The sequence below is a fragment of the Micromonospora sp. NBC_00858 genome, from assembly GCF_045207365.1.
GTDB lineage: Bacteria > Actinomycetota > Actinomycetes > Mycobacteriales > Micromonosporaceae > Micromonospora.
The window spans coordinates 5,309,128-5,332,399 of record NZ_CP108828.1 but is presented as its reverse complement, the minus strand read 5'-3'; the positions used below and the strand labels follow the sequence as shown (position 1 = coordinate 5,332,399).

The 23,272-nt window shown below is 71.3% G+C and carries 23 protein-coding genes; 12 read left to right on the top strand and 11 right to left on the bottom strand.

Annotation, left to right across the window (positions count from 1 at the left end; translation table 11 throughout):
- The first annotated feature begins 152 nt into the window (after positions 1–152).
- A complete protein-coding gene (locus tag OG990_RS24770; protein WP_328423673.1) occupies positions 153–1,298 on the top strand; it encodes a glycosyltransferase family 1 protein in 1,146 nt (381 codons plus the stop codon).
- Between the two features lie 60 nt (positions 1,299–1,358).
- A complete protein-coding gene (locus OG990_RS24765) occupies positions 1,359–2,459 on the top strand; it encodes a mannose-1-phosphate guanylyltransferase (RefSeq protein ID WP_406077339.1) in 1,101 nt (366 codons plus the stop codon).
- On the opposite strand, the gene OG990_RS24760 is transcribed toward OG990_RS24765, so the two are convergent.
- The 5 genes from OG990_RS24760 to OG990_RS24740 form a co-directional block, all read right to left on the bottom strand.
- Positions 2,460–3,287: a hypothetical protein gene (locus OG990_RS24760; RefSeq protein ID WP_406077338.1), complete on the bottom strand. Its 828-nt coding sequence runs from the start codon at positions 3,285–3,287 to the stop codon at positions 2,460–2,462.
- 63 nt (positions 3,288–3,350) lie between these two features.
- Positions 3,351–3,797 (bottom strand): NUDIX hydrolase, encoded by a 447-nt coding sequence (locus tag OG990_RS24755; RefSeq protein WP_406077337.1) that lies wholly within the window; start codon positions 3,795–3,797, stop codon positions 3,351–3,353.
- Between the two features lie 31 nt (positions 3,798–3,828).
- A complete protein-coding gene (locus OG990_RS24750; protein WP_406077336.1) occupies positions 3,829–4,953 on the bottom strand; it encodes a hypothetical protein in 1,125 nt (374 codons plus the stop codon).
- On the bottom strand, positions 4,950–6,191 hold the full coding sequence (locus tag OG990_RS24745) for a B12-binding domain-containing radical SAM protein (RefSeq protein ID WP_406077335.1): 1,242 nt from the start codon (positions 6,189–6,191) through the stop codon (positions 4,950–4,952). The genes OG990_RS24750 and OG990_RS24745 overlap by 4 nt, the downstream gene beginning before the upstream one ends.
- Before the next feature lie 111 nt (positions 6,192–6,302).
- Positions 6,303–6,908 carry an NUDIX hydrolase gene (locus OG990_RS24740; RefSeq protein ID WP_406077334.1) on the bottom strand — a complete coding sequence of 202 codons (606 nt, stop codon included), beginning with the start codon at positions 6,906–6,908 and terminating at the stop codon, positions 6,303–6,305.
- 347 nt (positions 6,909–7,255) lie between these two features.
- On the opposite strand from OG990_RS24740, the gene OG990_RS24735 reads away from it, so the two are divergent.
- Positions 7,256–8,254: a winged helix-turn-helix domain-containing protein gene (locus OG990_RS24735; protein ID WP_406077333.1), complete on the top strand. Its 999-nt coding sequence runs from the start codon at positions 7,256–7,258 to the stop codon at positions 8,252–8,254.
- Positions 8,255–8,267: 13 nt separating this feature from the next.
- Here the strand turns inward: OG990_RS24735 and OG990_RS24730 are convergent, their stop codons facing one another.
- Positions 8,268–9,356, bottom strand: a complete 1,089-nt coding sequence (locus OG990_RS24730) for a coenzyme F420-0:L-glutamate ligase (protein WP_406077332.1) — start codon at positions 9,354–9,356, stop codon at positions 8,268–8,270.
- Complete coding sequence (cofD, locus tag OG990_RS24725; RefSeq protein WP_355606474.1) at positions 9,353–10,300, bottom strand: 2-phospho-L-lactate transferase; 948 nt, start codon at positions 10,298–10,300, stop codon at positions 9,353–9,355. Before cofD ends, OG990_RS24730 begins: the two co-directional genes overlap by 4 nt.
- Positions 10,301–10,398: 98 nt before the next feature.
- On the opposite strand from cofD, the gene OG990_RS24720 reads away from it, so the two are divergent.
- The 6 genes from OG990_RS24720 to OG990_RS24695 all read left to right on the top strand — a co-directional run bounded on the left by OG990_RS24720 (position 10,399) and on the right by OG990_RS24695 (position 16,982).
- Entirely contained in the window at positions 10,399–11,346 is a 948-nt protein-coding gene (locus OG990_RS24720) for a hypothetical protein (RefSeq protein ID WP_406077331.1), read from the top strand.
- 168 nt (positions 11,347–11,514) lie between these two features.
- Positions 11,515–14,025 (top strand): bifunctional FO biosynthesis protein CofGH, encoded by a 2,511-nt coding sequence (locus tag OG990_RS24715; RefSeq protein ID WP_355606482.1) that lies wholly within the window; start codon positions 11,515–11,517, stop codon positions 14,023–14,025.
- A 158-nt stretch (positions 14,026–14,183) separates the two neighbouring features.
- Positions 14,184–14,462 carry a hypothetical protein gene (locus tag OG990_RS24710; protein ID WP_328423687.1) on the top strand — a complete coding sequence of 93 codons (279 nt, stop codon included), beginning with the start codon at positions 14,184–14,186 and terminating at the stop codon, positions 14,460–14,462.
- A gap of 50 nt (positions 14,463–14,512) precedes the next feature.
- Positions 14,513–15,907 (top strand): DUF4331 domain-containing protein, encoded by a 1,395-nt coding sequence (locus OG990_RS24705; RefSeq protein ID WP_406077330.1) that lies wholly within the window; start codon positions 14,513–14,515, stop codon positions 15,905–15,907.
- Positions 15,908–15,927: 20 nt separating this feature from the next.
- The gene (locus OG990_RS24700; RefSeq protein WP_406077329.1) at positions 15,928–16,257 is read left to right on the top strand and encodes a phospholipase; all 330 of its coding nucleotides are present in this window, start codon (positions 15,928–15,930) and stop codon (positions 16,255–16,257) included.
- A 467-nt stretch (positions 16,258–16,724) separates the two neighbouring features.
- Positions 16,725–16,982 carry a WhiB family transcriptional regulator gene (locus OG990_RS24695; RefSeq protein ID WP_088980572.1) on the top strand — a complete coding sequence of 86 codons (258 nt, stop codon included), beginning with the start codon at positions 16,725–16,727 and terminating at the stop codon, positions 16,980–16,982.
- A gap of 54 nt (positions 16,983–17,036) precedes the next feature.
- Here the strand turns inward: OG990_RS24695 and OG990_RS24690 are convergent, their stop codons facing one another.
- Positions 17,037–17,486, bottom strand: coding sequence for a metallopeptidase family protein (locus OG990_RS24690; protein WP_074316962.1), 450 nt, complete (start codon positions 17,484–17,486; stop codon positions 17,037–17,039).
- Between the two features lie 152 nt (positions 17,487–17,638).
- Between OG990_RS24690 and OG990_RS24685 the strand changes: the two genes are divergently transcribed.
- Positions 17,639–18,004, top strand: coding sequence for a DUF3499 domain-containing protein (locus OG990_RS24685; protein WP_328423703.1), 366 nt, complete (start codon positions 17,639–17,641; stop codon positions 18,002–18,004).
- Positions 18,005–18,158: 154 nt separating this feature from the next.
- On the opposite strand, the gene OG990_RS24680 is transcribed toward OG990_RS24685, so the two are convergent.
- The gene (locus OG990_RS24680) at positions 18,159–19,538 is read right to left on the bottom strand and encodes an NAD(P)/FAD-dependent oxidoreductase (RefSeq protein WP_406081868.1); all 1,380 of its coding nucleotides are present in this window, start codon (positions 19,536–19,538) and stop codon (positions 18,159–18,161) included.
- Positions 19,539–19,555: 17 nt separating this feature from the next.
- The gene (locus tag OG990_RS24675; RefSeq protein WP_328423707.1) at positions 19,556–20,902 is read right to left on the bottom strand and encodes an aspartate aminotransferase family protein; all 1,347 of its coding nucleotides are present in this window, start codon (positions 20,900–20,902) and stop codon (positions 19,556–19,558) included.
- A 707-nt stretch (positions 20,903–21,609) separates the two neighbouring features.
- Here OG990_RS24675 and OG990_RS24670 point away from each other — a divergent pair.
- Both OG990_RS24670 and OG990_RS24665 read left to right on the top strand, forming a co-directional pair.
- Entirely contained in the window at positions 21,610–22,353 is a 744-nt protein-coding gene (locus OG990_RS24670; RefSeq protein ID WP_406081866.1) for a DUF5753 domain-containing protein, read from the top strand.
- On the top strand, positions 22,344–22,538 hold the full coding sequence (locus OG990_RS24665) for a DUF397 domain-containing protein (protein WP_406077328.1): 195 nt from the start codon (positions 22,344–22,346) through the stop codon (positions 22,536–22,538). The genes OG990_RS24670 and OG990_RS24665 overlap by 10 nt, the downstream gene beginning before the upstream one ends.
- A gap of 84 nt (positions 22,539–22,622) precedes the next feature.
- Here the strand turns inward: OG990_RS24665 and OG990_RS24660 are convergent, their stop codons facing one another.
- Positions 22,623–23,135 (bottom strand): Lrp/AsnC family transcriptional regulator, encoded by a 513-nt coding sequence (locus OG990_RS24660; protein ID WP_328423711.1) that lies wholly within the window; start codon positions 23,133–23,135, stop codon positions 22,623–22,625.
- Positions 23,136–23,272 lie beyond the last annotated feature (137 nt).

Here is a 23,272-nt window from a genome sequence, read left to right as displayed (position 1 = left end):
CGCGAACGATACGCCCCTGTGGCCCGTACTCGAAGACGATGACAAGTCGGCGTACCGTCGGGTCGCAGTCAGCGTCGGCCCCGTGCTCCAGCGTAGGCTTGGCCACCGGAGTGTTGTTGCCCACAGACCCGCCATTTACAAGGAGTCGCCCCGTGACCGCCGGTCGCCCGCCCCGCGTGCTCATCGACGCCACGAGTGTCCCCGCCGACCGTGGTGGTGTCGGTCGATACGTCGACGGTCTGCTCGGTGCCCTCGGCAAGGTGTGCGGGTCGGGGGTGGAGCTGGCGGTGGTCAGCCTCCGCACCGACCTGGAGCGGTACACCCGGATGCTGCCCGGCGCGGAGATCATCCCCGCCCCGGCCGCCGTGGCGCACCGCCCGGCGCGGCTCGCCTGGGAGCAGACCGGGCTGCCGCTGCTCGCCCAGCAGGTTGGTGCGCACGTGCTGCACTCGCCCTTCTACACCTGCCCGCTGCGGGCCGGGTGTCCGGTGACGGTCACCGTGCACGACGCGACGTTCTTCACCGAGCCGGAGCATTACGACAAGTCCCGCCGGACGTTCTTCCGCAGCGCCATCAAGACCTCGCTGCGCCGCGCCGATCGGGTGATCGTGCCCAGCAAGGCCACCCGGGACGAGCTGATCCGGCTGCTCGACGCCGACCCGACCCGGATCGACGTGGCCTACCACGGCGTCGACCACGCCGCCTTCCACGCGCCCAGCGAGGAGGAGAAGGCCCGCGTGCGCGCCCGGCTGGGGCTGGGCAACAGCAGCTACGTGGCCTTCCTCGGTGCCAAGGAGCCACGCAAGAACGTGCCCAACCTGATCCGTGGCTGGGCCCGGGCGGTGGCCGACCGGGCCGACCCGCCCGCGCTGGTGATCGCCGGCGGGCAGGGGCACGACGACGACATCGACCGGGCGGTGGCCGAGGTCCCCTCCCACCTGCGGCTGCTGCGGCCCGGCTACCTGCGCTACGCCGACCTGCCCGGTTTCCTCGGTGGTGCGCTGGTGGCGGCCTACCCGTCCTATGGCGAGGGGTTCGGGCTGCCGATCCTGGAGGCGATGGCGTGCGCCGCCCCGGTGCTGACCACGCCCCGGCTCTCGTTGCCCGAGGTGGGCGGCGACGCGGTCGCGTACACCTCAGAGGACGCGGAGCAGATCGGCACCGACCTGGCCGCCCTGCTGGACGACGAGCAGCGCCGGTTGTCGCTGGCGAAGGCCGGTTTCGATCGAGCCAAGGAGTTCACCTGGGAGTCGAGCGCCGAGGTGCACATCGCCGCCTGGAGCCGCGCCCGCTCCTGATCAGCAGGGTTTTCCGACGCTGGTGCTGTCCGACTCAGGTGGTTCAGGCATGATGTGGCGATGTTCTACGCCGTGATTCCGGCCGGCGGCAGTGGCACCCGTCTGTGGCCGCTGTCCCGCGCGGACCGTCCTAAGTTCCTCCTGGCGCTGACCGGAACACCCGAATCTCTGCTCCAGGCCACGGTTCGCCGGGTGGCGCCGCTGGCTGGCCCGGACCGCACCTACGTGGTGACCGGTGTCGCGCACGCGGCGGCGGTGGCCCGTCAGGTGCCGCGGCTGCCAGACGACAACATCGTGGTGGAGCCGTCTCGTCGGGAATCGTGTGCGGCGATCGGTCTCGCGGCGGCCATCATCGCCCGGCGTGAGCCGACGGCGGTGATGGGCGCGTTCTCCGCCGACCACGTGGTCGGCGACGACGATCGGTTCCAGGAGATCCTGGGTGCGGCGATCGCCACAGCGGAGGACGGCCAGATGGTGGCGGTGGGCATCACGCCGACCTACCCGGAGACCGGGTACGGCTACCTCGAGGCGGGTGAGTCGATCGGGTCGGGACCGGCCCGTCGGGTGCTGCGTTTCAAGGAGAAGCCCGAGTACGACCTCGCGGTGAAGTATGTGGAATCCGGCCGCTTCTACTGGAACGCGTCGATGTTCGTCTGGCGCGTCGACGTGTTCCTCGACGAACTTGCCCGCCAGCAGCCCGATCTGTTCGCCGGGCTGACCGACATCGCCGCAGCCTGGGACACCGACGAGCGGGCCGCCGTGCTGGATCGGGTGTGGCCCAACCTGAAGAAGATTTCGGTCGACTTCGCCGTCATGGAGGGCGCTGCCGAGAAGGGCCTGGTGTCCACGGTGCCCGCCGACTTTGCATGGAACGACGTCGGCGACTTCAATTCCCTGGGAGACGCTCTCAGCCACGAAGCCACCGACAACGTCATCATCGGGGCGGACGAGCCGGGCGAGTACGGCCGGGTAATGGCCCGGGACACAACGGGCTCGGTGCTGGTGACCCGGTCGGGGCGGCTGATGGTGACGCTGGGGCTGCGGGACATGGTGGTCGTCGACACCCCGGACGCGCTCTTCGTCTGTGACCGGTCGCGGGCACAGGAGGTCAAGGGAGTGGTTTCCGAGTTGGAAGCCGAGGCGGCCGAGCAGTACCTGTAATCAGTTGTTGTCGCGCACGACCCGCTGGGCCGGCGGTGTGCCGTACCGGTCCTGTTCGGTGACGGGTCGGGCGTCCTGCCAGGCCCGTTCGAACGCGCCGAGAAAGAACGTGAACCACTCGGCGTCGGCTGTCCGCTCCAATTGGACGAATGGCGTCATGTCCACCGGCATCTTGTACATGTGGAAATGCGCGGCGAGGTTGCCCGAGCGCAACGCCGAATCGATGATCACATAGCTACAGAAGATCATCTTGTCCATCAACCGGATCTCGACGCGGCCGTCACCTCCGGCTACCAGCGACCGGTGCAGGATGCGGTAGTTGTTGCGAAGGTGATCGATGGCCAGGCGGAACTCACTGTCGTCCGGGGAGACCCAGTTGTCGAAGATCATGTGGTCGGCGTACCGCTGCACGCTCTCCTGGTTCGGCGCGCTGAGCATGATCTTGATCCGGACCCCGGCACGGGCCATCTCCTCAAGCCGCCTGGCCATACCGACGACGGTGTCGAGACTCGGCCCGACGAGGATCACTTCAGCTCGGGCGGCCTCCACCACGTCGACGAGGCGTGGCACCTGGTTGCGTCGGGTCATCACCACCTGATGGTCGCCCTGCCGGGGGATCCGCCGCGACAGGTCGGTGAGTTTGTTGAGGACGCTGTTCAGAATTCCGGTCCGCTCTGCCAGATTGTCGATCGCGAGCAGACCGAGCAGGGCGAGAATAATCTCCTGCTCGGAGTAGTCCAACCCGGCGATCTTTACCTTCGCAAGGGCCAGGATGGCGAGCAATACGCAGAGCAGTGCGATTCCGTACCGGCGAATCCACCCCAGCATGCTGCCTCCCTCGACAATATGATCAGAGCCTAGGATGCAGTTCGCTGGCCCGCAATTGGCCGGTCACTCCCTGTGCGGCGCCTTAGCGAGCCAGGCCAGTGCGAGGTACGCCGCCGCCACCGAAGACTGGGTGCGGACCGCTCCGGTGGCCAGCAGGCCGGGCAACTCCTGGATCGAGACCTCCAGGACCTCCAGACCACCGGCCGCCTCGTGGGGGTCGAGCTGCTGTGCCCCGGCACGGTAGGCGTCTCGAGACACCAGGCAGTGCACGCGGTTGGTGTTTCTCGTGGAATCGTCGTAGAAGCTACCGATGCAGGTGAGCGAGGGGGCCACCCAACCGGTCTCCTCACGCAGCTCGCGTCGCGCGCCCTCCTCCGGGTTCTCGCCGCTGCGGATCATGCCGGCCGGCAGTTCGAGGGTGATGTCCTGGACGCCGTGTTTGTACTGGCGGACGAGGGGCAGCCGGTCATCCTGGCGGAGCGCGACGACGACCGCGATGTCCGGCCGCACGCAGACGTAGTAGTCATCGACGACCGCCCCGTCAGGCAGTCGAACCTGATCCCGCCGCACCTGGAACTGTGGGGTCTTGAGTGCTGTCGTGGAGGTCAGTGCCTCCCACGGTTGTGGTTTCACGTCTGGGCTCGCTCTCCGTACGTACTCCTACGTCCGAAATCCGAACCTTGTGTACCACCCATCCCGCCGAGGCGAGTTGCTGGCGCGCGGCACCGGTCGCTCCGAGCAGGAGCCAGGCTGACCCCCGCCCCGCGCCGCCCAGCGGCTTGCCGACTGCGGCCCCGGCCCGTACCAGCGCCCATACGGGAGTCTCCTCTATCCCGGCGCGGATGACCGGGTGTAGCTGTCGTTGCCGGTCCAGCACCGCCAGCAGCAGCGGGGAGAGCTCGGCGGGCCCTGGTCGGCCGGCGGAGAGCAGTTCGCCTATCTGCTCACCCAGCTCGACGAGGGCGGCCAGGGCGGTGATGGTGTCGGCCGAGCCCGACCGGAAACGTTCGGCGACCAGCTGCACCAGCCGGTCGGAGCCGGTTCGCCGCTGCGCGGGCGGCGGAATCGCCAGCACCGCGCCCCGGAGGACGCCGTGGGCGCGGCCCAGGCGGTGCACGTCAACTCCCCGCTCGTGGAATGAGTACGAGGTCAACCCACCAAAGGTGGCGGCGAACTGATCCTGGAGGCCGCCGTGGTGTCCGCAGAGACGTTCGACGGCGGCGACCACGTGCGGCACCGACGGGACGGAGATGCCAGCGCCACCGTCGAGTGCGAGCACGGCACTGGTGGCGGCGGTCAGGACGGTGGCGGAGCTGCCGGTCCCGGACCCCATGGGCAGCGGGACCGTCACCTCGATGTGGGCCGGAATGCCCAGCAACAGGAGCAGCTTTCCGAGGAGTCGCTCGAGACCGGTGCCTCCCCGGCCAGGGTCGAGGCACGGCACGTCGACCACCAGCCCTCGCGGGTCGACCATGCGGACCGAGTAGTGGCCCGGCGTCCGCATGGCCCGTACGGTCACTCGATGGCCCAGGGCAGCGCTGACCATCCGCGCGGGCTGGGCGCCGAGGAACGGCTCGCAGTCGGTGAACCCGCCGGTCAGATCCGCGCGCAAGGGTGCCGAGGCGACGCTGGCAGCCTCCTCCGGGCGTTCCCTCGGCAGGATCACGCGATGTCCAGCAGGCGGCCGATGGACGGCTTGGCCGGAGCCTGGAGCGCGAAGAACTCGTTCATGATTTCACCGAGGCGGTACTCCTCGACGAGATCCCCCGAGAAGTGGCTGTCCGTCGGCTGCGCACCCGGCCGGTTGTAGGCCCAGACATTGATCACGAAGTCGTCGGCCGGCAGGGTCCGGCAGAGTTTGAGGGTTCGCAGTGCCGCCACGGCCGGTTCGGGCACCGGCCCGCCCAGCAGGACGTAGACGGTGAGTCTGAGACCGTGGTCGCGTACCCGGTCGCACGCTGCGCGGATCTGCTGGGCGTGCTGGCGTTTGCCCATCACGTGAAGCGTGGAGTCGTCGGCCGACTCGATGCCGAGCTTCACCTCCACCACGCCGAAGCTCACGAGTTCGGCCAGCCGGCCGGGTGTCACCTGGTCGACCGAGAGCTCGATCGAGAACTCGGGTCGCCGGGCCGCGCGCCGCAGTCCCTCGCCGAGCGCAGCCAGCCGGGCTCCCCGAGCCAGGAAGATCGCATCACCGATGTCGAGCCGATCACGGCCGGGGCGCTGCTCGACGTCGGCGGCGAACACCTCCGGAGGCACCGGACGGTAGGTCTGCGCCGCGGCATCGCAGAACGAACAGGCACGCACACAGCCGAACGAGCTCAACACCACGTCCCACGTCGAGCCGGTGGCGTCGGCCGACAACAGCGGTGGCGCGGGTGCCCAGGGCACGAAGGACGGCGCCGGCCGGCCGGGTAGCACGGCGGCGACGGCGTCTCCGCCGAACACGTCGTCGATCACCGCGTCGAAGGCGGCGCGCACCTGCGGTGCGGTGCTGAATCGGCTCCCGATCCCCACGCACCGGATGCCGTGCCGGCGGAGCAGCTCAGCCAGCCGCGCCGCGAGAAACACGTTGCCAAGGTCGACCCAGGGGGTAAGGGAGTCGCCTGCCGACAGGACCACCACGTCCGGCGCGAGCCCCAGGATGCGTTCGGCTGACTCGTACAGCAGTGCCGAGCGGCCGTCCAGCGCCGCGTGGAGCAGCGGCGACCGGGCGAACAGATTTCGCCAAGTGCAGTGGGTGGTCGCGTCCGTACGGTCCAGGTTGAGGATGGAGCCCGACTCGCCATGGTCGCTGAGCCGGCGCGCCAGGTAGGCGAGTTCCAGCGGGCCACGGTTGTTGTGCGAGCCGAAGACGCGGAAGAACGGCGGTTGCGCGAGGACGATCCGGGTGGAGGACGCCATCGCCACCTCGCAGGGCTGCCGGGAGTGGTCATGATGCCAGCTCAGCCCCCACCCAGCAACTGAACGTGAGCAGACTTCGACGGGCGCGGTGGTGGCGAGTCGTCAGGCTCGTCAGGCGGGGCGAAGAGGGCTACGTCTGAGGGCCGCGAGGGCCGGCGCGACCAGTTGCACGGTCCCGCCGGCCAGTGGCTCGGGCAGCCGGTCCGGCGGGAACCATTCCAGCGCCTCGGCCTCGTCGCTGACCTGCTCCACCGCGCCGGGCGGGGCGATCACCGCGAACCGGACGTCGTGGTGCAGCGAGCCGCCCTGGCAGCTCACCGGGTGGATGTCCACGTCGATCGGCACGGGGTCGATGCGCAGGCCGGCGATTCCGGACTCCTCGGTGGCCTCGCGCAGCGCGGCGCCGACCAGGGTCACGTCGTCGGGCTCGCAGTGCCCGCCGAGCTGCACCCAGCGCCCGAACTTGCCGTGCAGGCAGAGCAGCACCCGCGAGCCGGTGTGGTCCAGCACGAGTGCGCTGGCGGTGACGTGCCCGGGGCGGTGTGGTCGGCTCATCGCGACCGGCCCGGCGGCGAGCAGCGCGAGGGTCCGGTCCCGCGCCTCGGCGGCGGCCGGGCCGGTGGGTCGCCAGCGGTCGAGCAGCGCGGTGGCGTCGGCGTGCAGCGTCGCGTAGGCGCTGGGGTGGGCGGCGGGTCCGGTGAACGCGGTGTCGGGCACCCCGCCACTGTACGAGCGCCTGGTCCGTAGGCTTGCGCGGTGACCCTGCGACTCGTCGAATTCGTGGGACGGCGTCATGATAAGACGACGGATGACCGGACGGCACCTCTGCGGAGCAAGGGCCGCAGACCCTCGTGGTGCCGCCCGATCACCGGTCCTCCCCGGTCCCGCGGTGCCGGGTGCGTGCGAGACGCGCCGGTGCCGTGTACGGGCAACTGGAAGCATGCCGAACCGCCCCCGGAGGCGTCGAGGTTTTTCAGCTCTGGCTTAAAGATGGAGATAATTGCCGGCCAGGTAGAGTCGAACGGTCGCCCGGCATCCCTCTGCTGGCGACACGGGAGCACTCCATGCTGAAGATCCACTTTTCCGGCGAGGACATCCTCCGGACCCGGGTGGCGCCGGCGGCGGACCCGGTCTGGGAGTCGGTCCTCAGCCTGCACGTGTTGCAGGGCCGTAGCCGCGATCCGCTGACGTCGAACTGGCGGCGCACCGTTGCCCGGCACCTGCGCCAGGACGTCGCCTCCGACCAGCTCCGGCTGCTCTTCGCGCTGAACCCGCCGCGCGGCTACTTCCCCGACTTCCTCACCCCGTACGCGAGTGTCCACGGCTTCGAGGCCGGGCTGGACGCGGTCCGCGGCACTCCCAAGGAGGTGCTGCACCGGGATCTGACCGTGCTGGCCTCCGAGAACCCGCTGCCGTCCTCGGCCTCCGCGCTGGCCCGGGGCGACGTGGCGGTGCTGCGTCACCTCGCCGAGTCGATGGAGCAGTACCGGTCGCTGGCGATCAGCCCGTACTGGAGCCGGATCCAGTCCGCGGTGGAGGCGGACCGGACCCGACGGGCCCGGGCCCTGCTCGACGGCGGTGTGGAGGGGCTGCTGGCCAGTCTCCGACCGGCGATGCGCTGGGAGGGCGGGGTGCTTGAGGTCCGCGACTACCCGCACAGTCGGGAGCTGCACCTGGACGGCCGGGGGTTGCTGCTGGTGCCGTCGTTCTTCTGCGCGGCTACCCCGGTCGCCCTGCTGGACCCGGCGCTGCCGCCGGTGCTGGTCTATCCGGTGGACCGGTTGGGTGGGTTGGCGCCGGCCGACGGCGCCGCACCGACCGTGCCGGGCTCCGTCCGGGACTCGCTCGCCGCGTTGCTCGGCCGGACCAGGGCGGCGGTGTTGCAGGCCAGCGACGATGGCTGCACCACCGGCGAGGTGGCCCGCCGGCTCAACATCTCACCGGCGGCGGCCAGCCAGCACGCCACCGTGCTGCGCAACGCCGGCCTGCTGGTCAGTCACCGGGAACGCAACACCGTGCTGCACACGTTGACTCCGCTCGGCCGGGCCATGCTGGACGCCTGACCCGGCCAGCCGTCTACAGGGCGAGCGCGGCGCTGGCCGGGCTGCCGGCGGGCGGGGGGAGCAGGGCCGAGCCGATGCCCTCGGCGGCCAGGGCGATGCGCAGCCGGTGCAGGTCGGCGCCGAAGCGGACCAGGTCCATTGGGTCGACCGGGGCCGGTGGTGAACCGAGCACCAGGGCGGTGGCGCCGGCCGGCCAGCCGGGCACCGCGGCGATCAGACCGGCCCGTACCTCCGCCTCGTCGACCAGGGTGAAGACCGTGCCGGGGGCGACCACCCCGGCGACCGCGTCGATCGCTCGCCGGGCGGCGGCCGGGTCGGCCGGCGTGGCGCCGGGCGCGTCGGCCAGGGTGGCGGCGTCGGCCAGCCCTGCGGCCCGGGCCTCGGCGGTGCCGAGCGAGAACAGATCCTGGGCGGCGTCGCGGACCAGCGCCCGCGCGCCAAGGGAGTCGTCCGGGCGGGTGGCGGAGAGGTAGCCGCGCACCACCGCGACCGGGACCTGGTCGCACTTGCCCTTGATCAGCTCGCCGGCACCCGCCAGCTCGTCCACCACGGCCATCTGGGTCAGTTGCAGCTCGTTGCCGTACGGGTCCACCTCGCCCCGGTGATCGCGGATGGCCGGCATTCCGGCCACCCCGAGCGCCACGTCGGTCAGCCCGTTGCGCCAGGGGCGGCCCATGGTGTCGGTGATGATCACGGCGAGGTCCAGGTCGTAGCGCTCCTTCAGCGCGGCGCGCAGCGCCCGGGCCGAGGCGTCCGGGTCCACCGGCAGCAGGACCAACCGGGTCTTGTCCACGTTCGACGCGTCGATCCCGGCGGAGGCCATCACGAAGCCGTGGTGGGTCTGCACGATCTGGGTCGGCCCCCGGCTGGCCACCACCCGGGCGGTCTCCCCGGCCAGTACCTCGTCCCGCGCGGTGAGCCGTTCGGGTCCGTCCGCCGGGACGTCGACCAGCCGGCCCTCGGCCTTGGAGACGATCTTGCTGGTGACCACCAGCACGTCGCCGTCGCGCAGCCAGGGCGCGGCGTTGGCGATCAACGCGGCCAGGTCGTCGCCCTCGGTCACGTGGCCGATGCCCAGCACCGGCAGGATTTCCAGCCTCACGACAACTCCACCGCGGCGCGGACCATCGCCGCCGTCGCCGCATCGTCGGTCATCCGCAACGGCACCGCGCGGACCGTCACCTCCGGCACCAGCGTGCCCGCGTCCTGCTCGTCCACGAGCCAGCCGTCCAGCAGCCCGCCGGCCGTTCGGCCTCCGTAGAGCCGGCCCACGCCGGCCGCGCTGCACTCGACACCGAGAACGGCGAGGCAGCGGTCGGCCATCCCGCGGACCGGCGCACCGCCGATGATCGGCGAGACGCCCACCACCCGGGCGGGCCCGTCGGCCACCGCCTCGCGCAGGCCCGGCACGGCCAGCACCGGTGCGACGCTCACCACCGGGTTGCTCGGCGCGATCAGCACCAGGTCGGCCGTGCCGATCGCGTCCAGCACCCCCGGCGCTGGCTTCGCCGTCTCCGCGCCGACGAAGATGAAGCGGTGGGTGGGGATGTCGGCCCGGTACCGCACCCACCACTCCTGGAAGTGGATCGCCTGCTGGCCCGAGTCGCGGTCGACCACAGCATGCGTCTCCAGGCGGTCGTCGGTCGCCGGCAGCAGGCGTACGCCCGGCTCCCAGCGGGTCGCCAGTGCCTCCGTGACCGCGTGCAGCGGGTAGCCGGCGTTGAGCATGGTGCTGCGTACCAGGTGGGTGGCGATGTCCTTGTCGCCGAGGCCGAACCAGGTCGGCTCGGCCCCGTACGCGGCCAGCTCCTCCTTGACCGTCCAGGTCTCCCCGGCTCGGCCCCAGCCCCGCTCGGGGTCGGCGCCGCCGCCGAGGGTGTACATGACGCTGTCCAGGTCGGGACAGATCTTCAACCCGTGCAGCCACAGGTCGTCGCCGACGTTGACGACGGCGGTCACCTCGGCGCCGACCTCGCGGGCGTACGCCCGGACGCCGAGCAGGAACCGGGCGCCGCCGATGCCGCCGGCCAGAACCACGATGCGCATGTCGACCATCCTCGCGCACGTGACGCCTTCGGTCCTCCGGTGGCCCGGGAGACTAGGCTCACGTGCGCCCTGTCCGTCCATGCCCCGAGGGGGAGTTCGTGACCAGCCCCGCCGAGCCCGCGTCCACCGACGCGACGCAGGCCCGCCAGCTGACCAAGCCACTACGGGAACTGGGTGCGCTCGCGCTGCTCGGCGCCAACGCGGTGTTCCTCTTCGTGGGCCTGCTGCGGCTACTCATTCCGAGCGACTTCAGCGACTTCAGCGATCGTTCGGGCAGCGCCTCTTACACGTTCATCGGCTTCGAGGCGGTGGTCCTGCCGTTGCTGGCCGTGCTGCTGGCCACGCACATCTCGCCGGTGCTGCCGAAGGCGAAGCTGATCACGCAGGTCGCGCTGGGCGAGTACGCGTTCAGCGCGCTGCTCGGCACGTTGACCATGCTGATCTGGACGGTGGGTCGGCTGGCCGAGGCCGAGGTGCTCGACGCGCTGCTCGGCGTGCTCACCCGGTTCGCCTGGCTGATGATCTTCGCGGTCGCCGCCTGGGTGGTCTACACGATCTGGCGGAAGCTGTACTACGTGCCCCGGCCGAAGCCGCAGCCGGGCGTCTACGGCCAGCCGCAGCCGGGCCAGCCCCAGCCGGGCTGGCCGCAGCAGCAGGGTGGCTGGCCCGCCCCGGGGCAGCCCGGCGGCCAGCCGGCGGGCGGATGGCCGGCCCCCGGCCAGCCCGGCGGCTACCCGCCGGCGCAGTACCCCGGCCAGTACGGCCAGCCCTCGCCGCCGTTCCAGCCGGCCCCGCAGTCTGCGCCGCCGTTCCCGCAGTCCGCCCCGCCGTTCCCGCAGTCCGCGCCGCCGGCCAACCCCGCCCCGCAGTCCGCGCCGCCGATGCCGGCCGCACCGCCGTTCGGGCAGCCGCCGTCGGCCGACCCGACCCAGGCCATCCCGCGCCAGTCCGCCGACGCGACCGAGGCCATCGTCCTCCCCGCTGACGTGGACAGCGACCATACCCAGCGGATCAACCCGGGCGAGCACCCGGAACAGCCGCGCTGATCAGCCGCGCCGCCCGCGCCTGACCGCGCGGGCCGCGTTGCGCACCAACACCCGTACGCCTCCCGTGACCGACCGCGCCCACCGTGGCCGGACGCGGGAGGCGTGCCCTTTCCCACCCTGCGGGCTGGGACCAGTGGAGCAGCCGGGCGCAGCGCCTAGGCTGAGTGGATGGTTGATCGCACCCACTCCGGTCCGAGCGAGGCGAGTGTGCGGCGGGCCCTGGGCCGGGCCGCGACCGGGCGGGCGCTGGACGTCGACGAGGCGACCGCGCTGCTCTCCGCCCGTGGTGACGCGCTCGACGAGTTGCTCCGGGTGGCCGGTGGGATCCGCGACGCGGGGCTGCGCGACGCCGGCCGGCCCGGCGTGGTCACGTACTCCAAGAAGGTCTTCATCCCGCTGACCCGGCTCTGCCGGGACCGCTGCCACTACTGCACGTTCGCCACCGTGCCGCACCGGCTGCCGGCACCGTTCCTGGACCGCGACGAGGTGCTGGCCATCGCCCGGGCAGGCGCCGCGCAGGGCTGTAAGGAGGCCCTGTTCACCCTCGGTGACCGGCCCGAGGAGCGCTGGCCGGCGGCCCGGACCTGGCTGGACGAGCGTGGCTACGACTCCACCCTGGACTACCTGCGCGCCTGCGCGGTCGCGGTGCTGGAGGAGACCGGGCTGCTGCCGCACCTCAACCCCGGGGTGCTGTCCTGGTCGGAGCTGCAACGGCTCAAGCCGGTCGCGCCGAGCATGGGCATGATGCTGGAGACCACCGCGACCCGGCTCTGGTCCGAGCCGGGCGGCCCGCACTTCGGCTCGCCGGACAAGGAGCCGGCGGTCCGGCTGCGGGTGCTCGACGACGCCGGCCGGGTCGGGGTGCCGTTCACCACCGGCATCCTGATCGGCATCGGGGAGACCCCGGCCGAGCGGGTGGACGCACTCTTCGCGATCCGCCGCGCGCACCGGGAGTACGGCCACCTCCAGGAAGTGATCGTGCAGAACTTCCGCGCCAAGCCGGACACGGCGATGCGCGGCATGCCCGACGCGGAGCTGCACGACCTGGCCGCCACGGTGGCGGTGGCCCGGCTGCTGCTCGGCCCGAAGGCCCGGATCCAGGCCCCGCCGAACCTCATCGCCGGCGAGTACGGCCTGCTGCTGCGGGCCGGCATCGACGACTGGGGCGGCGTCTCCCCGCTCACCCCGGACCACGTCAACCCGGAGCGTCCCTGGCCGCAGATCGAGGAGCTGGCCCGGCACACCGAGCTGGCCGGGTTCACCCTGCGCGAGCGGTTGACCATCTACCCCGAGTACGTGCGCGCCGGTGACCCGTGGCTCGACCCGCGGCTGTTGCCGCACGTCAGCGCGCTGGCCGATCCGGCGACCGGGTTGGCGGTCGAGTCGGCCCGGCCGCAGGGCCGCCCGTGGCAGGAGCCGGAGGAGGTGTTCGGCGGGCGGACCGACCTGCACGCCACCATCGACACCACCGGTCGGACGGACGACCGGCGTGGCGACTTCGACAGCGTCTACGGGGACTGGGCGGAGGTCGCCACGAAGGTGACCGCCGGGCCGACCGCCCTCGCCGGTGACCACGATCTGCGGGCCGGGCTGCGGCTGGCTGCCGACGACCCGGCCGCGCTGCTGGAGCCCCGGCACACCGATGCCGCGCTGGCCCTGTTCGGCGCGGACGGGCCGGCGCTCGACCAGCTGTGCCGGCTCGCCGACGAGGCGCGTCAGGGTGCGGTCGGCGACGACGTCACGTACGTGGTCAACCGCAACATCAACTTCAGCAACGTCTGCTACGTCGGGTGTCGGTTCTGTGCCTTCGCTCAGCGCGAGCGGGACGCCGACGCGTACCGGCTCTCCGTCGACCAGGTGGCCGACCGGGCCGAGGAGGCGTGGGCGGCCGGCGCCAGCGAGGTCTGCCTCCAGGGCGGCATCGACCCGAAGATGCCGGTCACCGGGTACGCCGACATCGTGCGCGCGATCAAGGCCCGGGTGCCGGAGATGCACGTGCACGCGTTCTCCCCGATGGAGATCGTCACGGCCGCAGCGAAGGCGGGCGTGCCGGTGCGCGAGTGGCTGACCCAGCTGCGCGAGGCCGGGTTGGACACCATCCCGGGCACCGCCGCGGAGATCCTCGACGACGACGTGCGCTGGGTGTTGACCAAGGGCAAGCTGCCGGCCGCCGCCTGGGTCGACGTGGTCAGCACCGCCCACGAGCTGGGCATCCGGTCCAGCTCCACGATGATGTACGGCCACGTCGACCATCCCGGGCAGTGGCTGGCGCACTTCCGGGTGCTGGCCGGTGTGCAGGACCGCACCGGTGGCTTCACCGAGTTCGTCGCGCTGCCGTTCGTGCACACCAACGCCCCGATCTACCTCGCCGGCATCGCCCGGCCGGGGCCCACCTGGCGGGAGAACCGGGTGGTGCACGCGATGTCCCGGCTGCTGCTGCACGGCCGGATCGACAACATCCAGTGCTCCTGGGTGAAGCTGGGCGACGAGGGCACGGTGGCGATGCTCCAGGGCGGCTGCAACGACCTGGGCGGCACGCTGATGGAGGAGACCATCTCCCGGATGGCCGGCTCGGACAACGGCTCGGCGCGGACCGAGGAGCAGTTGCGGGCCATCGCCACGGCGGCCGGTCGCCCGGCGCGCAAGCGCACGACCGCGTACGGTCACGTCCGGCCCTGAGGTCGAACCTTTTCCCGCCGCCGGCCGTACCAAGCGGTGCCGGCGGCGGTCGCGGCGAGGACCGCCGCCGGTGTCCCTGGGGCCCGGCGGCGTCGGTAGGCGGCGCGGGACCCGTCCGTCTCACCGGGCGCGTTCGCGCCGCCGCCGAAAGGTTGCCCATGACCAGTGATCAGCGGAAGCGGCCCTGGCCGCGACTGACCCGCCGGCAGACGTTGACCGCCGCGGCCAGCGCCACCCTCGGCGCCGCCGCGCTCACCGTGCCGGGCCTGTCAGCCGCACAGAACGCGCCGGGCGCGGCCGGCCGGGCCGACGACCCGATCGTCGTGCACCTGCGGGACGCCGCCTCCGGAACGATGGACATCTTCGTCGGTGAGTCCCGGATCGAGGTACGCGACCGCGGCCTGGCGGACCGGCTGCGGCGCGCCGCCCGGCGCTGACCCGACGCTCCGCCCGCCACCCTGTCCCCGCCCAGTGAGGTTGGTCCGCCATGTCTTCCCACCGCGAGGCCCCGGAAATAGCCAAGGATCCGGTCGCCGACAGCTCCGACCTGTACGCGTTCGTCAGCCCCGACAAGCCCGACTCGGTCACGCTGATTGCCAACTACGTGCCGTTGCAGCTCCCCTCCGGGGGCCCGAACTTCTTCGAGTTCGGTGACGACGTGCGCTACGAGATCCATATTGACAACGACGGCGACGGTCGTCCGGATGTCACCTACCGCTTCGAATTCACCACCGAGATCACGAATCCGAACAGTTTTCTTTACAACACCGGCCCGATCGATTCGCTGGACAGCGAGAACTGGAACCGGCGGCAGTTCTACAGCCTGACCCGGGTGGCCGATGGCCGGGAGCATCGGCTGGCGCACAAGTTGCCCTGCCCGCCGTGCAACGTCGGCCCGCTCTCCACTCCGAAGTACGCCGAACTGGTCCGACAGGCCACCTACTCGCTCTCCACCGGGGAGCGGGTCTTCGCCGGGCAGCGCGCGGACGGCTTCTTCGTCGACCTGGGGGCGATCTTCGACCTCGGCACGCTGCGGCCGTTCCAGCAACTGCACGTGGCCGGCAAGAAGATCTTCAAGGCCGAGGGGGAGCCGGTCAACGCCACCGACCGGATGAACGTGCACAGCATCGCCGTGCAAATGCCGCTGAGCCGCGTGCGCCGGCGCGCCAACCGGTACGGCGCGGCCGACCGGGCGTCGGTGATCGGGGTGTGGACGTCGGCGTCCCGCCGGCAGGTCCGGGTGCTCGGCGACAGAGGGGCCGCGGACACCGCGACCGGCCCGTTCACCCAGGTCTCCCGGCTCGGGAATCCGCTGTTCAACGAGGTCATCGTGCCGATGTCCAAGAAGGACCTGTGGAACTCGCTGCCGCCGTCGGAGGACAAGCGGTTCGCGCAGTTCGTCGAGCAACCCGAGCTGGCGGCGCTGCTGCCGGCGCTCTACCCGGACGTCTTTCCCAACCTGGACAAGCTCACCAAGGCCAAGAAGGCTCGCGCGGACCTGGTGGCGATCCTGCTCACCGGCGTGCCGGCCGGGCTGATCGACGGCTTCACCAACGCCACCGGGGATGTGCAGGCCGACATGCTGCGGCTGAACACCGCGATCCCGCCCAGCCGGCAGCCGGACCGGTTCGGCGTGCTCGGCGGTGACCTGGCCGGCTTCCCGAACGGGCGACGGGTCGGCGACGACGTGGTGAGCATCGCGCTGCGGGCGATCGCCGGGTTGACCGTTCCGCTGGTGGACAGGACCTTCCGTCCGGACGCGGCGACCGCCGCGCTCACCCCGGGGCTGAGCGCCGCCGACGTGAGTGCCCCGTTCCTCGGGAACTTCCCCTACCTGGGTACGCCGTACGACGGGTTCAACAACCCGTCGGCGTCGTCCTGAGCGGCGCGGGGGAGCAGCGGATGCACGAGCACGCGTACGGGCCGTCGGAGACCGGGAGCGTCGTCCTCGAACTGGGCGGCGAGACCGGAGCCCTCATCGTCTACACCGGTCAGGATCTGCTCGGCCGCGAGATCGAGATCAGCCGGGACGGTGCGCAGCGGACACACTCGGCGGTGCGGGAACGCCGGGTGCGGGACGGGTCGTTCCACACGGCGGTCTACCCCGATCTGCCGGCCGCCATCTATACCGTCTGGTGGGACGATGATGTACGAGTCGGGACGGTTTCTGTCCACGGTGGAGGGATAGCCGAGTTTGTGTGGCCGAGCAGGGATTTCGGGGTGGCCGGCTGACCCCACGACACATTTTCTCCGCTGCGCCCCGTCCACATTGTGGGCGGGGCGCGGGCGGTGTCCATGGCTCGACGGGCGGTCTGGGCCATGCCGCGTTAACCTGTCTCCCACCAAGATCAGCTTTTGTGGAGGGGGTCATTCAGTGTTCCTGGCGGCGTCGTGGTGGCGAGCCGTCGTGGGAGCGCCACGGCAGAAAAGTCGGGCAACTCGCCGGAGAGGGCGTTACTCGGCCGGGGTCTGAATCGATAGGGCAGGTTGCGAGGCTGGACGGTCCGAGTGTCCGGCCGGGTGTGTCGGGAGGGCGACTCCATTATCAAGTTTGGCTTGACGGCGCACGCATTACACGCGTGTAATTTGAATGGGGTTGTTCGCGCGGAACGCAACAAACGGGACCGGACGGACAAGCACGCCTTTCGCGTGGGGGGTTGCAGCGGCGATGACGCCGGTGCGCGACAAGGAGGCATTTGATGGACGGCCAGCTTGAGGTGGCCGACCTGCTCGGAAACGCGCCGGAGTGGCAGGAGCGGGCGCTGTGCTCGCAGACCGACCCCGAGGCGTTTTTTCCCGAGAAGGGCGGCTCGACCCGCGAGGCGAAGCGGATCTGCTCGCGCTGCGAGGTCAAGACCGAATGCCTCGAATACGCTCTCGGTCACGACGAGCGGTTCGGCATCTGGGGTGGGCTCTCGGAGCGGGAGCGGCGCAAGTTGAAGCGGCGGGTCGCCTGAGCGGTTTCGGGTCGGGGCGGTGGGGGCCGCCCGGCTCGCCCGTGCGGGGACGGCTCAGGCCAACTCGTCGGGGTCGACCCCGAGCAGGTTGGCTACCTGCTCGATGATCACGTCATGCACGAGGTCGGCGAGGTCCTCGCGGTCCATCGCCCGGAATTCCAGGGGTCGCCGGTACAACACGATCCGCGGCGGCACCTCCTGCCGGCCCGGGCGGCCGGGCAGCAGCCGGGCCAGCGGGACCTCGCCGTCCTCCAGCACGTCGGAGTCGTAGACGTTCAGGTCCGGCGGGACGTCCTCGACCGCGAACTCGACGCCGGCCAGCTCCTTGGCGAAGCGGCGCTCCAGCGTCTCGACGGTGTCCAGGACCAGGTCGTCGAAGACCTCCGCCTTGGTCCGCGCCAGTGGCACGGTTGCCGGCACCAGCCGCCCGCGCAGGCCGCGTCCATGCCGGTCGCGGTGAGCGCGCCGGCCGGAGCCGGGGCGGCGGTGTTCCGGGCTCGTCATGAGGCAAAGGGTAGCGCCCGCGTCGGGCTGGCCAGCGGCAGCGCCGCTCCCGTGGCGCGGCGCGACGCGGTCGGCGGATTGTGATCACCACGACGGGCGTGTCGCAACGCGAAGCGGTGCGCCGGACCCGGTAATGGAGATACCCTGCCGCCGTGAGGTCACCACGGCGCTGCTCCCGTAACGGCTGCCCCCGGCAAGCGGTCGCCACGTTGACCTATGTCTACAACGAGTCGACAGCGGTGGTGGGTCCGCTGGCGGCCTTCGCCGAGCCGCACACGTACGACCTGTGTGAGCAGCACGCCCGCAGCCTGACCGCGCCGCGGGGCTGGGACGTGGTCCGGCACGAGGGCGAGTTCGAGCCGCCGCCGCCCACCACCGACGACCTGGTCGCGCTGGCCGAGGCGGTCCGCGAGGCCGCCCGCCCGGCCCCCCGCCCCCCATCGGACGACCAGCACCACGAAAACCCCCACCAAACCGGCCGCCGAGGCCACCTCCGCGTAATCCCCCCCAACCACTAACCCCCACCCCACCCCCACCCCACCCCCACCCCACCCCCACCCCACCCCCCAGGCCCGCTCCGCCCTGGTGATCAAGAGGTTTGCGTCAAAATCGCGCCGTTCGGTGACTGAAACCTCTTGATCAACAGGGGAGAGACGGCGTGCGGGGGCGCGGTTAGTTGCCTAGGAGGCGGGAGAAGGTCGTTGCTCGGCGGGACGGGCGGTTGGTGCGGGATTCCGCTGCGTCGGCGCTGGTCATGAGTCGTAGGCCGGCGTTGACCGCCAGCCAACGCAGGGGTTCCGGCTCCCAGCGGGGGGAGCGGTGGTTGACCCAGGGCAGGGTGGTCAGCTCGGTGCGTTCGCCACGGATCAGGTCCGCCAGGGTGCGGCCGGCGAGGTTGCTGGAGCCCACCCCGTCCCCGACGTAGCCGCCCGCCCAGGCCAGGCCGCTGGCCCGGTCGAAGCCGACCGAGGCGGCCCAGTCCCGGGCCACCCCGAGCGGCCCGCCCCAGGTGTGCGTCACCGGCACGTCCAGGCCGAGCACCGGGAAGAGCTCCCCGAGCGTCCGTCGTAGCGCGGCGAAGACCCGTGGCTCCCGGTCGTAGTCGGGGGAGACCCGGGACCCGAAATGGTACGGAGCACCGCGCCCGCCGAACGCCAGCCGACCGTCGGCGGTGCGCTGGCCGTAGATGATCACGTGTCGGTGGTCGGAGAACGTCTCGCGCTGGGCCAGCCCGATCCGTGCCCAGGTCTCCGTCGGCAGCGGTTCGGTGGCCACCATCAGCGAGTACACCGGCGCCACGGCCCGCCGCTGACCGGGCAGCGTGGGCGTGTACCCCTCGGTCGCCCGGACCACCACCGGCGCCCGTACCGTGCCGGCGGCGGTGACCGCCGCGCCGGCCCGGATCGCGGTGACCGGGGTGTGCTCGTGGATGGTCACCCCGAGTCGTTCCACCACCCGGGCCAGGCCACGGACCAGCTTCGCCGGGTGCACGGTCGCGCAGTGCGGGGTGTACGTCCCACCGCGTACCCCCTCGGCGGCGCAGCGGGCGGCGGCCTCGCCGGCGTCGAGCAGCGCCAGGTGCTCCGCGCCGAAACCGAACTCGCGGGCCTCGTCCACGGCGGCCCGCGCACGGACGAGTTGCGGGCCGGTGCGGGCCAGGGTGATCGTGCCGCCGTCTGCCCAGTCGCAGTCGATGCCCTCCGCCGCGACCACCCGACCCACCTCGCGGACCGTTTTGTGCAGGGCCTGCTGCATGGCGACCGCCGCGTCCCGTCCGTGCCGGCGGGCCAGCCCGGTCAGGGAGGTGGGGAAGAGCGCCGAGCACCAGCCGCCGTTGCGACCGGACGCCCCGTACCCGGCGATCTCCTTCTCCAGCACGATGATCCGGAGCCCAGGCTCGGCCCGGGCCAGGTGGTACGCCGTCCACAGCCCGGTGTAGCCGGCGCCCACGATCACCACGTCGGCGTCCGTGTCGCCGGGCAGCGCCGGTCGTGGGGTCAGCGGGTCGTCCACGGTGGACAGCCAGTGCGACAGCTCCCGATAGCGGGGCATCCCGGCCGGATCGCCGGTCAGAGTCGTGCCCATGCCTCGGTGAGCACCGTGCGCAGGATCTGCTCGATCTCGTCGAAGTGCTGCTGCTCGGCGATCAGCGGCGGGGCGAGCTGCACGACGGGGTCGCCCCGGTCGTCGGCCCGGCAGTAGAGCCCGGCCTGGAACAGTGCCGTGGACAGGAAGCCGCGCAGCAGCCGCTCCGACTCGGCCTCGTCGAAGGTCTCCCGGGTCGTCTTGTCCTTGACCAGTTCGATGCCGTAGAAGTAGCCGTCGCCGCGAACGTCGCCAACGATCGGCAGGTCGTACAGCTTCTCCAGGGTGGATCGGAAGGCGTCCTCGTTGGCCCGTACGTGCCCGATCAGGTCCTCGCGGGCGAAGACCTCCAGGTTGGCCAGGGCCACCGCGCAGGACACCGGGTGGCCACCGAAGGTCACCCCGTGGGCGAACATCCCGGTCTCGGTGAGGAACGGCTCCATCAACCGGTCGCTGGCGATCATCGCGCCGAGCGGGGCGTACCCGGAGGTGATGCCCTTGGCAGTGGTGATGATGTCCGGCTGGTAGCCGTACCGCACGGCGCCGAAGTATTCGCCGAGCCGCCCCCAGGAGCAGATCACCTCGTCGGAGACGAGCAGCACGTCGTACGCGTCGCAGATCTCCCGGACCCGCTCGAAGTAGCCGGGCGGGGGTGGGAAGCAGCCGCCGGAGTTCTGCACCGGCTCCAGGAAGACCGCGGCGACAGTGTCCGGCCCCTCCCGCTCGATGGCCCGGCCGATCTCGTCGGCGGCCCAGCGGCCGAATGCCTCGGGCGAGTCGCCGTGCTCCGGGGCGCGGTAGAAGTTGGTGTTCGGCACCTTGATCGCGCCGGGCACCAGCGGCTCGAAGTCGCTCTTGATGCCGGGCAGGCCGGTGATCGACAGCGCGCCCATCGAGGTGCCGTGGTAGGCGATGTACCGACTGATCACCTTGTACTTGTTGGGCTGGCCGGTGCGCTTGAAGTAGGCCCGGGCCAGCTTCCACGCGGCCTCGACGGCCTCGGAGCCGCCGGTGGTGAAGAAGACCCGGTTCAGGTCGCCGGGGGCGAGCGTGGCGATCTTCTCGGCCAGCTCGACGGCCTTCGGGTGGGCGTACGACCAGAGCGGGAAGTACGCCAGCTCACCGGCCTGCTTCGCGGCCGCCTCGGCCAGCTCGGTGCGGCCGTGGCCGGCGTTGACGACGAAGAGCCCGGCGAGCCCGTCCAGATAGCGGCGACCCTGGGCGTCCCACACGTATGCGCCCTCGCCGCGCACGATGGTCGGCACCTCGCCGGCGGAGTAGCTCGCCATCCGGGTGAAGTGCATCCACAGGTGGTCGGTGGCGTTGGCCATGTCAGCCCCATCGGTTCGTCGGGCCGGTCCAAGGGGTGACGCCGGCCGCTCTGCCAACGGTTATCGCACAGTCTTGTGCTCCGAGGCAAGTGGTATCGGTGGCGCACTGGCCCGAGCGCAACGGATTCAGCGAGGGGTTACTGTATGCGCAACGGAATTCGTATCACGGGCGGCCGGCCTGGTCGGCGGGTGCCTGCCCTGTGACCCGGCGGGTGTGGTCGCGCCCCGCTGTCGAGCTGCCCCAAATATGGGCACCCGCCCGCCGCCTCCCCGCCCCGCGCCGCCCCGCGCCCCGCGCCGCCCCGCGCCCCGCGCCGCCCCACGCCCCGCGCCGCCCCGCGCCCCGCGCCGCCCCGCGCCCCGCCGCCGCCCGTCGACGGCTGACCCGCCTGCCGCCGGGCGTTGGCAGCGGGTTGATCCACTCCATATCGCCGATGTGGGGGCTTGGGACGAGGTTGATAGCGCGATATCGGGGATGTCGAGTGGATCAACCCGGCGGGTCGGCGTGGCGCGGGGGCGTGGGCGCGCGCGGGACGGTGGCAGAGCACCTTCGGGGCTGTTGCGGAGCGTCTTGGATGCGCGCCAACACGTCCACCGCAACACGCCGGTAGTCGGCGGACACGGACACGGAGCGTGGCTACTGTGCGCCGCAGTGTGCACCTGGCTGGCAGGAGGATCCGGTGGCGAACGAGGCGTTGCGGGTGGCGATGGCCGAGGCGGGCGAGACGGTCGAGTCGCTGGCCGAGAAGGTCGACGTCCATCCGAAGTCGGCGGCGCGGTGGCTCGCCGCGGGGCGCATTCCACACCCGCGTACCCGGGTCGCGGTTGCGGAGGTGCTGCGCCGGGATGCCGCCGACCTCTGGCCCGAGCCGTTCCGCCGCCGCGACCTGCCGTGGTTTCGCCCCTGGGCCGAACTCGAACAGGACGCCACCTCGATCCGGTCCTATCAGCCGCTGCTGGTGCCGGGCCTACTACAGACCGAGGGGTACGCCCGCGCGGTGCTGGGCACCGGCGGGCTGGTCGCGCCGGCCGAGGTGGACCAGATCGTGACGAGCCGGATCGAGCGTCAGTCCGTCCTCGCCGCGGACCACCCACCGCAACTCGTCGCGGTGATCGACGAGGTGGTGCTTCGCCGGCCGGTCGGCGACGGGTCGGTGATGGCCGGACAACTGGCGCACCTCGCGGCGGTGGCCGACTGGGAGCACGTGCAGGTCCGGGTGATTCCGGCCGACAGTCCGTGGCACACCGGTCTGGCCGGTCCCTTCGTTCTGGGCCGGCTGCCCGACGGGACGGAATTGGCGTATCTCGACAACCAGCTACGCGGTCAGGTCGTGACCGATCCCATCGACGTCGCTAGCCTTGGACGCAGGTGGGAGAGCGTCACCGGCGAGGCGTTCCCCCAACGCCGGTCGATCGAGCTGATCAGGGAAGTGGCCAAGACATGGACATGACCGACGCCCGCTGGCGTACCGCGACTCGCAGCAGCAACAACGGCGGCGACTGCGTTGAGGTGGCCGACAATCTGCCCGGCCGGGTGCTGGTCCGGGACAGCAAGGACCGCGACGGCGGCACCCTGACCTTCGCTCCGGCCGCCTGGGCGTCCTTCGTCGACGCTCTTCGCCAGCCGACCCACTGATCCACTCCATATCGCCAAAACTGCGGTGTCAGGGCAGGGTTGATACCGCGATATCGGGGATGTCGAGTGGATCAAGGGCATGCGTCAGGCCGTACCCCAGGTGTAGGTCTGCTTGCGCAGCTTGAGGTAGACGAACGCCTCGGTGGAGAGCACCCCGGGCACCGCGCGCAGCCGTTGCAGGATCTCCAGCAGGTGGTCGTCGTTGCGGCAGACCACCTCGGTGAGCAGGTCGAACGACCCGGCGGTGATCACCACGTAGTCGACCTCCACCAGTTCGGCCAGCCGGTCGGCCACCGCCTCCAGGTCGCCGTCGGTACGCAGGCCGATCATCGCCTGCCGGGGGAAGCCGAGCTGGAGTGGATCGGTCACCGCGACGATCTGCATCACGCCGGAGTCGAGCAGCCGCTGCACCCGCTGGCGGACCGCCGCCTCGGAGAGCCCGACCGCCTTGCCGATGGTGGCGTACGGCCGGCGGCCGTCCTCCTGGAGCTGTTCGATGATCTGTTTGGCCACGTCGTCCAGCAGAGCGTGATTGGCACCTTCACGGACAGCTACCCGTCGCCCGCCGGTGCCGTTCTCATGCTGTCGGTTCGTCATCGTCCGTTCCCCATGTCCCGAATCGTGATGTCGCGCGTGTGTCCCCGCGCAGTCTGGCGTATTTCGTCGTGCATCGCTATTCCCGCAACGGAATCCCTTGTAAGGGAGGTCACCTCATGTCAGGATCAGTCGTCCCT